The organism is Streptomyces spinoverrucosus (assembly GCF_006539505.1).
Classification (GTDB): Bacteria; Actinomycetota; Actinomycetes; order Streptomycetales; family Streptomycetaceae; genus Streptomyces; species Streptomyces spinoverrucosus.
Map to the genome: position 1 here is coordinate 1 of NZ_BJND01000115.1, position 13,756 is coordinate 13,756.

The 13,756-nt window shown below is 70.3% G+C and carries 11 protein-coding genes and 2 pseudogenes; 7 read left to right on the forward strand and 6 right to left on the reverse strand.

What is annotated here, in order from left to right; all coding sequences use genetic code 11:
* Positions 1-43: 43 nt before the first annotated feature.
* The gene (locus SSP24_RS40805; RefSeq protein WP_141316078.1) at positions 44-727 is read right to left on the reverse strand and encodes a response regulator transcription factor; all 684 of its coding nucleotides are present in this window, start codon (positions 725-727) and stop codon (positions 44-46) included.
* Positions 728-1,754: 1,027 nt separating this feature from the next.
* Between SSP24_RS40805 and SSP24_RS40810 the strand changes: the two are divergent.
* A pseudogene (locus SSP24_RS40810) lies at positions 1,755-2,092 on the forward strand (transposase); the annotation flags it as partial.
* Positions 2,093-2,484: 392 nt separating this feature from the next.
* Here SSP24_RS40810 and SSP24_RS45490 read toward each other — a convergent pair.
* From SSP24_RS45490 to SSP24_RS40820, 3 genes are all read right to left on the reverse strand, one after another.
* Entirely contained in the window at positions 2,485-3,114 is a 630-nt protein-coding gene (locus SSP24_RS45490; RefSeq protein ID WP_373306808.1) for a transposase, read from the reverse strand.
* The gene (locus SSP24_RS40815) at positions 3,071-3,724 is read right to left on the reverse strand and encodes a pyridoxamine 5'-phosphate oxidase family protein (protein ID WP_229866322.1); all 654 of its coding nucleotides are present in this window, start codon (positions 3,722-3,724) and stop codon (positions 3,071-3,073) included. The genes SSP24_RS45490 and SSP24_RS40815 overlap by 44 nt, the downstream gene beginning before the upstream one ends.
* Before the next feature lie 109 nt (positions 3,725-3,833).
* Entirely contained in the window at positions 3,834-4,052 is a 219-nt protein-coding gene (locus tag SSP24_RS40820) for a hypothetical protein (RefSeq protein WP_141316081.1), read from the reverse strand.
* 475 nt (positions 4,053-4,527) lie between these two features.
* Between SSP24_RS40820 and SSP24_RS40825 the strand changes: the two genes are divergently transcribed.
* A complete protein-coding gene (locus SSP24_RS40825) occupies positions 4,528-5,037 on the forward strand; it encodes a pyridoxal-phosphate dependent enzyme (protein ID WP_373306809.1) in 510 nt (169 codons plus the stop codon).
* 85 nt (positions 5,038-5,122) lie between these two features.
* Positions 5,123-5,329, forward strand: a complete 207-nt coding sequence (locus SSP24_RS44705) for a hypothetical protein (protein WP_229866327.1) — start codon at positions 5,123-5,125, stop codon at positions 5,327-5,329.
* 332 nt (positions 5,330-5,661) lie between these two features.
* Here the strand turns inward: SSP24_RS44705 and SSP24_RS40830 are convergent, their stop codons facing one another.
* A complete protein-coding gene (locus SSP24_RS40830; RefSeq protein ID WP_141316083.1) occupies positions 5,662-6,360 on the reverse strand; it encodes a hypothetical protein in 699 nt (232 codons plus the stop codon).
* 467 nt (positions 6,361-6,827) lie between these two features.
* On the opposite strand from SSP24_RS40830, the gene SSP24_RS40835 reads away from it, so the two are divergent.
* Together SSP24_RS40835 and SSP24_RS40840 are read left to right on the forward strand one after the other, a co-directional pair.
* Entirely contained in the window at positions 6,828-8,075 is a 1,248-nt protein-coding gene (locus SSP24_RS40835) for a L,D-transpeptidase (protein ID WP_141316085.1), read from the forward strand.
* A gap of 181 nt (positions 8,076-8,256) precedes the next feature.
* A complete protein-coding gene (locus SSP24_RS40840; protein ID WP_141316087.1) occupies positions 8,257-9,093 on the forward strand; it encodes a M15 family metallopeptidase in 837 nt (278 codons plus the stop codon).
* Between the two features lie 87 nt (positions 9,094-9,180).
* Here SSP24_RS40840 and SSP24_RS40845 read toward each other — a convergent pair whose 3' ends face one another.
* Positions 9,181-10,305, reverse strand: a complete 1,125-nt coding sequence (locus tag SSP24_RS40845; RefSeq protein WP_141316089.1) for a transglycosylase family protein — start codon at positions 10,303-10,305, stop codon at positions 9,181-9,183.
* Positions 10,306-11,536: 1,231 nt separating this feature from the next.
* On the opposite strand from SSP24_RS40845, the pseudogene SSP24_RS40855 reads away from it, so the two are divergent.
* Together SSP24_RS40855 and SSP24_RS40860 are read left to right on the forward strand one after the other, a co-directional pair.
* Positions 11,537-12,912: pseudogene (locus tag SSP24_RS40855) on the forward strand (IS1380 family transposase).
* 304 nt (positions 12,913-13,216) lie between these two features.
* The coding region (locus tag SSP24_RS40860) for an IS110 family transposase (protein ID WP_445009700.1) at positions 13,217-13,756 on the forward strand (540 nt) is incomplete at its 3' end.

Below are 13,756 nucleotides of genomic sequence, written 5' to 3' on the forward strand. Positions count from 1 at the left end.
GGCGGGGCCCCGCGCGCTTCAGGTCGGCGGGCCGGGGGGCTCGTCAGGCGGCCGGCGCACAGAGCTTGACCCCGACCCCCCGCACACTGCGCAGATAGCGTGGCCGGGAGGCGCTCTCCCCCAGCCGCCGGCGCAGCCAGCACAGGTGCACGTCGACCGTCTTGCTGGTGACCGGGTAGGTGTGGTCCCACAGTTCGCTGCGTAGCTCGTCCTTGCTGACGACCCGGTTGGCGTGCTCGGCCAGATACGCCAGCAGCCGGAACTCCATGGGACGCAGCTCCAGTTCGCTTCCCTCGAGGGTCGCGGTGTGGGAGCGCGGGTCGACGCTGAGGCCGCCCACACGGATCACCTCGGTGCCGGCCGCGCCATCGAGGCGGCGCAGCAAGGCGGTAAGCCGCGCGTGCACCAGCTCGGGGCTGAACGGCTTGGCCACCACGTCGTCGGCGCCGCTCAGCAGGCAGCGGGCCATCAGCGGCTCGTTGTTGCCGCGCACCGCGGCGACGACGGGAACCGCGCCGGTCGTCTGCAGCATGCGCAGGAGCCGCAGACCGCCCATATCGTCAGGCTCCATGCCCAAGATCAGGACATCGAGCTGCTCGTCCAGCAGGCGGCTCATGGCCTCACCAGGCCGGGCGGTGCTGGTGACGCGGTAGTCCCGTGTGCGCAGCGCCTCGGCGAGCGACTGCCGGGCGATGTCGTCCCTGTCGGTGATCATCACATGGGTCATGGCGGCTCGTTCTTCCTGCTTCCTGCGGCCAGGCGGCCATGGGCATGCGCCAGCGCCGCCCGCTGCCCGGTGATCGGGTGCGAGGTCCTGCCTCGGCGAAATCTGTGGCGGCTCAAGCTTCGCGGCGGCGGCCCTGGCGCGGCACCTGCGGCCGGGGGGCGCAGGCGGCGGGCCGCCCTCCCCCGGCTGGTGGTGAGGTCACCGGCCGACCGGCCGCCCCCTGCGCTGCGCGATGGTACTTGGTGCCTGTCCGCCGGCCGGCAAACCCGTCACGGCGGAACGCAGGATGCGGCCGCGACGGGCCGAAGCCCGCCGAGCGCGGCAACCACGGCTCCCTCGCCGACGGCGCGGTGCACCGTGCGACCGCGCCCGCGCCCGCGCCCGCGCCCGCGCAGACTCCCCTTCGCGTACAGGGGGTTGTCCTCGACAAGGAGCACTCGAGGCACGGCCGAGGATCCCAGTGCCGTGACCGGGGAACGTTCGCCGGGTTGCCGGTTCGCGTCGCTGGTGTCCGCAGCGGCTGGATGCCGCGGATGACGTCCAACCGGAAGGGGAGCTTGGCGGACCACCGATCACGCTCCGCAGACCGGCCTTCGAGTCCGGCTGGCCGGAGCAGCAGGGCACGCCCGCTTCGTGTGCGTCGTCGATGAATGCCGCCGGGCCAGCCCACGGCAATGGCCGGCCCGGAGCACCAAGGGTCAACTCAAACGTCCCCAACCTGGAGAGGGAGTGTTCTCATCCAGTGAAACCGCCTATCGGAGGACAAACTACGGCATTCTCGCGTGCGAGCCTGACACCGATCTGACCGCTACAGGCCTACGCCGCACGGGCACTGGGGCCAGTGTTGCGTGCCGCAGAGGGAAGCTCGCGAAGCTCCACAAGAAGAAGACTTCTGTGATCGCGCTCGCTGACGACGATTGTCGTCGCGGCTGCCACCGGCACAGCGACAACCGCGACCGATGTGAAGGCCGAGGACGAACGTTGCGGGTTCGGTAGCGACTCGATCGTCGAGTGAGAGGAGCGAGCCATGCCACAACCCCGTTACCCTCTTGAGCTGCGCAGGCGTGCAGTCCGCATGGTTGCCGAGGTGCGGCCTGAGTACGACAGCGAGTGGTCCGCGATGAAGGCGGTCGCCTTCGAGCTGGGGATCGGGACGACTCGGACGCTGCGTAAGTGGGTTCGCCAGGACCAGATCGACAGCGGAGCCCGGCCCGCCGCCACCGCTGCGGAGTCGGCCGAGCTGGAGCGGCTGCGGAAAGAGAACGCCGAGCTCAAGAGGGCGAATGAGAACCTCAGGACCGTGTCGACCTTCCTCGCGGCCGCGCTCGACCGGCAGACTCTGCGCCCAGCACCTTGATCGTGGACACCTTGACGCCAGATCCTTGAGTCCGGGTGCAGGTGGCCCCCGGGGAAGGTCCCTGTTGCTTTGACTGCTCCCCCCGCCTGCAGCGGGGATCCCGGCTCAGGCGACCTCACAACCGCACCGTTCCGGCTTGGCGGGCGGCCATGGGGCCGGTCGGCGTTCAGGCGGTTCCAGTCCGCCCACAGCTTTGCGGATCTCGCGTTCGGCCGGCCGGATCCGCAGGGCCACGAAAGCGCGAGTACATGGGCTTGAACCCGCTCCGCCCGGTGCCCCGGCAGGAACCCTCACGCCACCGCACCGGCCGGGCCGTCTGCTTCCCGGACGCGATGACCAGCTCCTTCACGCTCCTGGCCGCCTGCAGACACTCGGCCACGGAACGCCGGCCGTGACCGTTTCAGTGCGGCGGCGTGGCGGACCACCGCGTCGCCCGGCCGGGTGTGACGGTGGTGGAAATGCCCCCTACGTGGTGCAACCCGCGTTCCTGAAGGCCGAGCCGGATAGCGGCGGCGTCTGCGTATTTCCCGTCGGCGACGGCCAGGGGGACGTCGCCGACCCTGGGTCTCGCCGATCGTGTCCAGGGCGAGCTGCCACCTCTCGACGTGGCCCGTCCCCGGCGGGATGCCGCACTTCGCGCGGCGGGCCACCTTGGCGGATCGGCCCCGGGCGAGGCCGGGTGCCGGCTCTTGGGCAGGAACAGGCACCAGTCGATGCCGCCGCGGCGTGACCGGAGGCCGGATACCGAGAGCCGCCTGCCTGGCAGCGGGTGACCTTGCCCGTGGTCCCGGTGCACGGCCGCGCCCCACAGACCGGCGCATCGGCGTCCTTGAGGAGCCACAGCCTGTACCGTCGGCTGGATGACCGGCTGCATCCGCCACTCCAGCCGGGCCCCCGCGCGCGCCGCCTCCCACGGGCTGGGGTGGTCGGGTGCGCCAGAGCCTGCCGGTTGCCGTCCTCGCCGAGCCGGCCCGCCGTCCCGGGCGCTACGGGTACAGCTCGTCCCGGTCCCTGGCGGCGATGAGTGCATCGAGCTCGGCCGCCGGCCGGTCCAGGCGGAGCTGGTCCTTGAGGATCCGGCCGAAGGTGGGCACACCGGCACGGTCGGGCCACTGCCCCGCATCCCACAGCCGGGACCGCTTGAAGGCCCTGGCGCAGTGGAAGTATGCCTCCTCGACCTCCAGCCAGAGCGCGAGGACGGGACGCTTGCCGTGGACAGCCATGTCCTGCATGAACGGTGCGTTGCTGATGATCCGGGCGCGGCCGTTGACGCGCAGGGTCTCCTGGATGCCCGGGATGACGAAGAGGAGTCCGGCGTGCGGGTTGGCCAGGATGTTGCGCAGGCCATCGAGCCGGCGGTTGCCGGGCCGGTCGGGGATCGCCAGGGCACGGTCGCTTGGGACGTGGACGAATCCGGGAGCGTCTCCCCTGGGTGAGACGTCGCACGTCCCGTCGGCACCGGCCGTGGCCAGCAGGCAGAAGGGGGAGCGCGCGATCCAGGTACGCGCGTGCGCATCGAGCCGCGACAGCTGCTTGCGCTCGACCGGAGCGTCCGGGCGCGCGATCAGCTCGCGCAGTTCGGCCTCGCTGCCGACCTCCGTGAAGCCTTCGTCCTCCATGAGGCCGTCGGACCTGGTCATCGGTGTTCCTCCTCTCTGGTGCGTGGCGGTGCCGGAAGCGGCCGGGGCCGCTGTTTCGGCCGAGGTGCCGCGCCGCCCGTCCGGCCGCCGGGCGGGCGGCCGGTACCGGTCAGGTCATGTCCGTGCCGCGCGGCGCGGAGGGCTCGTGGTGCCGGCGCTGCCCGTCCGGGACGAGGGGTTCTGGTGTGGGCGCGGCGGGCCGCTGGGGATGCCCGGGCCTGGAGCGGACCGCACCGGGGCCGGGGCGGTCGCGCCGGCGCGGCACGAGGATGGCAACGGTCCATGCGCCGGCGCGGACCCTGCAGATGACCGTTCGCAGCCTGCTCACCCCGGTTCCCTTCGTGGGTCGTCCACCCACCACGGTGGCCTGCGGGCGGGCCCGGTCGCCTCCCGCGATCGACGGACGGACGGGATGAGAGCGGGGCCGCCCGGCGGCCCTCGGCCTTGTCCTCCTGCGATCGGAGGCCTTGCGGTTCAGCCCCCGTCACGGGCCGGTCGGGCGAGGGGGCGGCAGCACGGCTCTACGGTGGTACCTGGTGCCTGCGGCGGCTCTCAGCCCGCTGCTGCCGTGGGACGCCCGACCCTCACCGGCCGACGCACCGCAGCCGCATCCCCCTCAGCCTCTCTTCTCCTTGAGGAGCACCTGTGCACCAGCTCACCTACGGCGACGTTAAGGCGGCCGCCGGCCGGATCGCCGGAGGGATCCGCCCGTCACCCTCGTCCCCATCGACCCAGGCGCCCCCCGCGACCCCCTGGACGACCGTGAAGCGGAGCCGTGCCAGGTCTGGCTGGCGCAGGAGTACATGCAGCACACCGGCAGCTTCAAGGCCCGCGGCGCGCTGAACTTTCTGCGGGCCCACCCGGAGGAAGGCTCCCTGCCCGAGGCCGGGGTGACCATCGCCTCCGGCGGCAACGCCAGCCTGGCCTGCGCGTGGGCCCGCCGGCACGGGATACGGGCCACCGTCTTCCTGCCCGAAACGGCCCCGCAGGTGAAGACCACAAGGCCCCGCTGTCTGGGCGCCAATGTCCGCCTGGCCGGCCACCGGTATGCCGAGGCCCAGACCGCCTGCGAAGACTTCGCGGCTGCCACCGGCGCGCTCGAGGACACCGTGATCGTCGCGGTCAGCGGCGGCCTGTTCGCCGGTGTGGCCACCGCCGCCCAGCGCCACAGCATCCGCACCATCGGCGTCGAACCGGAGAACTGCCGCGCGCTGAACGCCGCCGTCGAAGCCGGCCACCTGGTCGACGTCGAGGTGGGCTCCGTCGCCGCCAACTCCTCCCTCGACGCCTCCGCGCCACCGCCATGGCCCTGAGCGCCGCCCGGCAGGACCGCGTGCACTCGGTGATCGTCTCGGAGCCTACGCCGTCGCCGGCGGCAACCCCGCCCTCGTGGTCAAGATGCGCTACACACCTGAAGAGATCGACCGGCTGCTGCGGATCGCCTGGTGGAACTGGCCGCCCGGGCAGGTCACCCAGCACGTGCGCACGCTCATGGACGGCAGCGTGGACGCGCTGAAGGACGCCGCCCGCCAGTCCGGAGCCGGTCGCGCAGTCACTCAATGCGCCGCCCGCCAGATGACCGTGGCTGAGCCGACTTGGCCCTGACCGACGACCGAGACGGCTGCTTCGCCAGCGGCGAGGCAAACCACCAGGCCGCGCACGAGCAGCAGCCGTCGCCGGCACGATCCGCACCGACGGGACGACTGCGGCCGCGCAGCTGCTGCTCGACGCGATCAGCCGGGAAAGGCGGCCAGTGCCCGCGTGAACCACGTGGGGATGATCGAGTCGGGGAAAGTCCCGGCGCCGGGCTGCGCCGACTCGGCTTCTCGAAGAGACCGGCATACTCGGCGGCAGCCCGAGATCGTACTCACCGGCGAGCAACAGCACCGGCTTTCAAGATCATTCTGTGAGGGGTTCAGAGCAGAGGCGAGCAGCCCTCAAAGGAGGGTGCAGGACTCCGCGCAACTGCGATCATGCCGATGACGGTGGCCATCGGGATCGAAGACCATGGCCTGCTCTTTCCACCTCGTGTACGGGTAGCCCTGGCTCCCGTCAGTGACGTAAATCCTGATGCCGCCCTCGTATTCGGTCCACGTGTAGCCGTCCTCAACTCCCTGCGACACGTAGCGGCGCCACGCTGCGAAGTCCAGCGGTCCCCCGCCGAACAGCAGGTCGTATTCCCTGCCGTTGCAGTAGAGCCAGTGATGGTTCTCGAAACACCACCGTTCCCCGTCCACGTTCCCCGTCTTTCCGTCGATCAGAGGACGGACTTCGGTACTGTCGACATAGAACCATTCGTCGCGCCAGCAGTGATCCGCCTTAATGCCGAGTGCGTTGATGACCGCACAGCACCCTTCGACCAGAGAGCGGCAGTCAGCTGTCCCTGCAGTCAGCAGCCCCGCGGCGCCTCGTGCCGATCCGTCCCAGGTGAAGAACCCGTACCCCGTAACGTTTGCGACGATGTACTCGACGGCGTCGGACGGGGCCGCAGCTGCCGCGGCCAGACGCAGTTCGTTCACTTCGGCGCTGCAGCCATGAAGGTCCCCCCCGCCCACGCCCTTCAGGATGCTGTCAAGCCTGTCATTGTCGTAGGTCTCGTAGAGTCTTACGAGTTCCACATGGCGCTCATCATGCATGTCAGTTCCCGCTCTCCCTCACCGGCAGATCCGTGTGAGACATCTCCTTGCCATGGTGATGTTTCCAGGGCGGGGAAGATCGCGACAGGCCTTTCAGTCCCCCCAGGGGGGCAGGTTTCTGCTACCTGAAAGGGCGCTGCTCGGCGGCTCCGTGTTGCGCGCCGGTTCCATCGCACGGCCCGGGCCGCGTTGACGTTGCGGCGGCCACCACTCCCGGCTTGCCAGATCGTCGCTCCTCGGCCCCCGTCCGCCGCAGCACCGGTCCGCCCATCAGGGGACAAAGACCCGGCCCGGCCAGACAGCCGTCTGGTGGGCCGATCGGCGGCGGAGGGCGGCCGATGATGGCGTGGCTCGGATGCGGCCGGTCACACCGCCTGGCGAACAGCTGCCGTACAGGCCCGTTCAGCCGCGCGGGCCACCGGTGCAACAGCACCCCTTGGAACCCGAAAAGGACATAAGAGACCGTGATGCGTAAGTTCCCTCCTGTCCTCAGGGCCGTCACGGCCGCCGCGGCCGTCCTCACCGGAGCGATGACGGGCCACGTGGCGGCGGCCGCGGTACAGCCCGCAATGCCGGCGCCGGAGCACAACGTTGCCGTTACGGGCTCTGTCGGCGCACCGGCCTCCGCGGCGAAGATCACCATCATGCCGGGCGGCGGTGCCGCCGGCACCAGCATCACCAAGGGCGCCGAGGTGAGCGTGAGTGGCGCCAAGCTCACCTCGGTGGTCTTGACGTCCCTGCCGTCCGGGACGCATTCAGTGGGCACGGCCTCCCCCGGTGGCACGCTCCGGGATGCGGACACCGCCCCGGCCCGTGGCACCGCCCCCACGGTCAAGGCCACGGCCGAGGAAGCGCGCGGCCGTACCGTCGCCGAGGCGGCGTCCTTCGCCACCGTCGACGCGGGGCACAGCTTCATCGGCTCGGTCACCCCGAAGGACGGCTCGAGGGTCGGTGTCGGCATGCCGGTGTCGATCACCTTCGACAAGCCAATCACCGACAAGGAGGCCGTCCAGTCGCACATCACCGTGGTCTCCAGCAGCGGCCAGCGCGCCGTCGGCCACTGGTTCGGCGCCAGCCGGCTGGACTTGCGCCCCCGCACCTACTGGAAGCCCGGTTCCGACATCACCGTCAGGCTCGCCCTCGACGGTGTGAGGGGCGCCAAGGGCATCACCGGCGTCCAGAACAAGACCGTCCGCTTCCATGTCGGCCGCTCCCAGATCTCCGTCGTCGACGTCAGGCGCAAGACGATGACGGTCATCCGTGACGGCAAGAGGATCAAGACCCTCCCCCTCTCCGCGGGGGCAGCGGCCACGCCGACCTACAACGGGCAGATGGTGATCTCGCAGAAGGAGCAGCAGATGCGGATGCGCGGGGACACGGTCGGCTTCACGGACAAGGACGGCAAGCCCGCCTACGACATACCCGACGTCCCCCACGCCCTGCGTCTGAGCACCTCGGGCACGTTCCTGCACGGCAACTACTGGGCGGACAAGAGGGTCTTCGGCTCGGCCAACACCAGCCACGGCTGCATCGGACTGAACGACGTCCAGGGCGGCAAGGACCCGAGCACGCCCGCCGCATGGTTCTTCGACCAGTCGCTCATCGGCGATGTCGTCATCGTCAAGAACTCCGGCGGCACAACCATCAAGCCCGACAACGGCCTTGGCGACTGGAACATGCCCTGGAACACCTGGAAGGCCGGCTCGGCCGCCTGACCCCCAGCTCCGGGCCGCCCTGCCCGCCCGGCGCAGCAACGCCCCGGGCGCGATGCCGCGGCGACGGGCGTTGTGCGCCCACGCCTCGCCGCCGCGCTCCTGCCCGGCCGCAGCCGCGCCAGCACGCGCCGTGCGGCCCCTGGCAGGTCCGGCGGGCGCACCACGCGGGAAGGAAGCCGAGATGGACAGGAGACTCACACGCCGTGTTGGCCTCGCGCTGGGCTCGCTCGCCCTGGCCGCTGCCGCGCTGACCACGGCCGCCGCCCCCGCGGCGGCCGATCCGGAGCACCAAGCTCCCAAGGGTTTCGTCGCGCTGCAGGACATCGACCCGACGATCGTGCAGGACATCCGCTACGCCACCGGGCACAACTTCGTCGGGCAACCCATCGACGGCTACCGCGAAGGGCTGTGCATCCTCACCGCGCCCGCGGCGAAAGCCCTGCACGAGGCGCAGCGGAAGCTGGTGCCCCAGGGGTACACGCTCAAGGTCTACGACTGCTACCGGCCCCAACGGGCCGTGAACCACTTCGTCGACTGGGCCAGGGATCTCAGCGACCAGAGGATGAAGAAGGAGTTCTATCCGCGAGTGGACAAGTCACGGCTCTTCACCGACGGGTACATCGCGGAGAAGTCCGGACACAGCCGCGGCAGCGCCGTGGACGTCACCCTCGTACCGCTGCCCGCCCGCCGCACCCCACCCCGGGCCGCGGCCGGACCGCCCGCCCCCTGCTACGCGCCGGTGTCTCAGCGCTTCTGGGACGACTCCGTCGACATGGGCACGGGCTTCGACTGCTTCGACCCCCTCTCCCACACCCTCGCCCCCCGCATCCAGGGAGCACAGCGCGCGAGCCGGCTCCTGCTGAAATCCACACTGGAAAGCGTCGGCTTCGTCAACCTGCCGGAAGAATGGTGGCACTTCACCTACCGGCAAGAGCCCTACCCCCACACCTATTTCGACTTCCCCGTGTCCCGGGCGTCGCTGCCGCCTCACCTCCTGGCATCGTCTTCCAGCAAGTGAGGCGACAGCGAGACCCTCAGGATAAGGAAGGAGGGACGAAGAGGAGCGAACGGGAACCAGGCTGCGGTGCAGGCCGGTACGCGGACGTCAGATGCTCACCCCGAATTTCTCAAGGTACGGCTCAGGGTTCACGGCGGATCCGTACGCAGTAGTGGTGCCGATCTGAAGGTGCAGATGCGGGCCCGTACTGTTGCCCGTGCTCCCGGACAGCCCGACCTGCTCACCCGCTTGAACCTTCTGGCCGGTGTGGGCAGTCATCGCCGACAGATGGGCGTACCTGCTGTACATGCCGTCGTCGTGGCGGACGACCACGTTGTAGCCGTAGGAGTTGTCCCAGCCGGCGGAGACGACCTCACCGTCGCGTACGGACATCACCGTGGTTCCGGTGGGCACCGCGAAGTCGGCTCCGGTGTGGTAGCCGCTGGCCCACATCGCGCCCCGCTTGCCGTACGGGGTGGTCACCTTGGCGTCCTTCACGGGGGCACTGGCCTTGGGATGGGAGGAGGGGACCGCGCGGGGCGTGGTCTTCGGTGATGCGGCCGCCGGCGAGGGCTGCGTGGCCGTGCCAGCCCCCGGTACCTTGATCTTCTGTCCTGGGAAGATCTCGCCCGGTGTCCCCCCGATCACCGAACGGTTGTCCGCGTGGTCATACAGGGCCTGCCAGCCTCCCTGGACCTGGTGCTCGAGGGCGATCCCGTAGAGGGTGTCTCCGCCGGCCACCGTGTGGACGCGGTCGGTGGTCTTCCCGGGGGACGCGGCGGGTGCGGTGCCGGCGTCCTTGGCCCGCTGCCCGCTGTCGGGGGCCGGACGGTCCGCGGCCAGGTCGGGGGCGGGGCCACCCTTGGCCAGGCCGGCCCGGGCCGAGCACACCGGCCATGCCTGGGGGCCCTGGGCCTCAAGGACCTTCTCGGCGACGGCGATCTGCTCCTGCTGGGTGGCCTGGTCCGCGCGCGGGGCGTAGGCGGTGCCGCCGAACGCTTCCCAGGTGCTCTGGCTGAACTGGAGGCCGCCGTAATAGCCGTTCCCCGTGTTGATGTCCCAGTCACCCGAACTCTCGCATTCCGCGACTTTCTCCCAGGTATCCAGCGAGGCGGCACTGGCACTGGACACGCCCATGAAGGGCAGTGCTATGCCTGCACCACCGGCGGTGACGGCCAGGGATGTTCGGGAAAAGTAACTGGGCTTGTACCGGCGATGCCGTCCTCGGGACATGGCTTCGGTCCTCTCCTGGTTCCTGCGGCAGGGGAACTCGGGGCCTGCGTGCTGTCCGGAGTCGTGGCCGCGGTGTTGCCCTCGGGCATTCCCCGCCGCCAGCCGGTCCTTGCCGTTGGCAATGGCGCTGTCCGCGCAGCCCGCGGATTCCCAGCCGTGACATTTCGTCATGGGTTTGGTGATCGCAAGGCGAAGGCCGGTATGCCGTCCATGGATTCCGGTAGGTCCTGGTGACCCTCGCCCGGGACACAGAAGCTAACACCGAAGTTCCCGGCGGCTCATCACCCGTTTTCGGGTGAGGGTTTCTTTAACTCGCCACGGCGACAGGCGATATGACACGGAATACCACTGCTGTCAGCGTCGGCACGCGTGTTCGTTCCCCATAAGAACGCATCGGGCGGGGAGTTGCCCTCCCGCTGACATGAACGAAGCGCCGCTGCGGCGCACGCCGGACCAGCCTGCCCCGTGACGTGAATCACATCGCCGGGGATATTGCTTTCGCCGCTGGCTTGCCGAACGTTAGCGAGCGCCCAGTGGACCTTTAACCGGGTCTGCAGAAAGGTCGCTGGAATGCCTCCCACCGCCCGCCGGACGGGAGCGGGTGAGCCCCGTTACCTTTTTCGTGGTTCGCAGTGAGGCTCCGGGGCCTTCGGTCCCGGTATGACTTGATCCCCCAGTCGGCGATGAGCGAAAAGTTGGTGTCGCGGGTGCCGGAGGCAGACCGCTGATTACTGAGCCTGGATCCGTCGATCGGTGACCGAGGCGGGATGGGGCTGACACAGAGAGGTGCCTGCGTTCACGGAGTAGCGGTTGCCTGTGCGGCACACGAGGGGAGTGCGCCCCTTGGCGCCCCGGGTGCGGGCCGGTGGCCTGGTCGGAGCGGATGCCGGCCTGACCGGCGAAGAGCACCTCGCCGCCCTCGGCCTTCGCCTTCGCGTGGATCGCCGGCCAGGTCTCCTCGCGCCGGACGCGGACCGCTTCCGCGTCCTGCTCGACGGCCCCGCTTATCCGGCCGCTGGAACGTCAGGCCCCCAGCGGCGCAGGTACGTGCCCACGCCCTGCCCGGCCAGGCGTACCCGGTACGGCTTCGCGATCAGGTCCGCCACCCCGGCTGGTGTCCACAGCTGCCCGGCCGGACCCAGGTCCCAGGGCCGCTGATCTAACCTCGTGCTTTCACGAGGCGGGCTGTCCGGCTGGTGATCAAGAAAGCAGAAAGTGCCTCTGACCAGCGGTGAAGAAGCGTATAGGGTCCTACCCGCGTGTCCGCGTCGAGGGCGCCGGTCGCGGAGTCGTCTCGCAGGCCGGTGCGGTGCTCCTGGTCGAGACGGTCCGCAAGTCCGGTCTGGATGCGGCGATATCGGCGGCGCTGGTGCCGTGGCGCAAGCCGCGGACGGTGCACGATCCGGGCAAGATCCTGCTGGATATCGCACTCGCGGTGGCGCTGGGCGGGGACTGCCTGGCCGATGTCGGCATGGTGCGGGCCGAGCCGGCTGTGTTCGGGCCTGGCCTCCGACCCGACGGTCTCCCGGCTGATCGGCAAGCTGGCGGCGGGTGGACAGCGGGTCCTGGCCGCGCTGCGCACCGCCCGTGCCGAAGTACGCGAACAAGTATGGCGGTTGGCCGGTGACGCGGCGCCGGACGCGGGCGGGCAGTTGATCGTGGACATCGACGGCGTCCTCGTCCTGGCGCACTCCGAGAAACAGGACGCCGCCGCGACCTGGAAGAAGACCTTCGGCCACCACCCGCTGATGGGGTTCGTCAACCACGGCCGCGGCGGGTCCGGTGAACCGGTCGTGGGGCTGCTGCGGCCCGGCAACGCGGGCTCCAACACCGCCGCCGACCACATCGAGGCCACCAGGCTGGCCCTGGCCCAGCTGCCGAAGCGGTTGCGGCGCGGCCGCCAGACGCTGATCCGCACCGACTCCGGCGGCGGCACCCACGAGTTCGTCGCCTGGCTCGCCCGGCGCGGAAGGTGGCTGTCGTACTCGGTCGGCATGACCATCACCGACGCCATCCACCAGGCCGTCCTGAAGGTCCCGGCCTCGGCCTGGACGCCGGCCGCGGAACCTGACGGCGACATCCGCGACGGCGCCTGGGTCGCCGAACTTGCCGGCGACTGCCTGACCGGCTGGCCGAAGGGGCCTACGGCTGATCGTACACAAGGAACGGCCGCACCCCGGCGCCCAACTACGCTTCACCGACGCCGACGGCATGCGGCTGACGTGCTTCGCCACCAACACGACGGGCGAGGCGATCGCCGCCCTCGAACTGCGCCACCGGCAGCGGGCCCGGGCCGAGGACCGCATCCGCGCCGCCCGTGCCACCGGCCTGCGAAACCTCCCCCTCCACGGCGCCGCACAGAACCAGATCTGGCTGGAGATCGTCCAGATCGCCCTTGACCTGATGGCCTGGATGCCCCTGCTCGCCCTGACCGGCCAAGCACGGCTCTGGGAACCCCGCCGCCTGCGGCTTCGGCTGTTCTCCACCGCCGCCCGGCTCGTCATCACCGGTCGCCGCCGCTATCTCCGCCTCGCCGGGCACTGGCCCTGGAACGACGTGATCACCGATGCCCTGGACCGGCTCCACGCCCTCCCGAACCCGGGCTGACCAGCAGCGTTCCGTCCCTGCGAGCAGCACCACCCCGACCGGAGCCGTGGAACCCGGCGCACACCCGACGCGACTGTGAGGATGATCGGGTGCCGCCTCGGGCGGTGGTCTGACCCGCGACGCGACTGGCCTCGTGCCCTGCGTGCTGATCTGTCGACCACGCCGGAGGCGGCGCTTGTTGCCGCCGGAGCGGTGGGCGTGTCCCGATAGGGGCCTTCGCGACAGGCACCGTCACAGTCCTGACCGCCACATCGGCCCGGCGTCGGCCACCGGTGTTCCCGAAGCGCTCAGGAGACAGGCGACCGTGCCCAGCATGACCCAGCCCACCCGCACCCGTCACCACACGGCCGAACCGCCCGAGGATGTCGTACTCGGAGTGGACACCCACAAGAACACCCACGTCGCCGCGGTGACCACCACGACAGGGGCCATGCTGGACACCCGCAGCTTCCCGACCACCCAGGAGGGCTACCGGCAACTCCTGGCCTGGGCACGTGCCTTCGGGCAGCTCCAGCGGGCTGACGTCGAGTGCACCGGCTCCTACGGCGCGGCGCTGACACGCTACCTGCACAGCGAATGCATCACTGTCATCGAGGTCAACCAGCCGGACAAGGCCACCCGCCGCCGGCGCGGCAAGACCGACGCGATCGACGCGGCAACTGCCGCCCAAGCGGTGCTGTCCGGCCGGGCCACTGCCAACGCCAAGACCAGCGACGGGCCGGTCGAGGCCATCCGGATGTTCAAGATGGCCAAGGGCTTCGCGATCAAGTCGCGCTCACAGGCGATCAACCAGCTCAAGGCCGTCCTGGTGTCCGCGGATCCTGCCCTGCGCGAGTCACTGAGC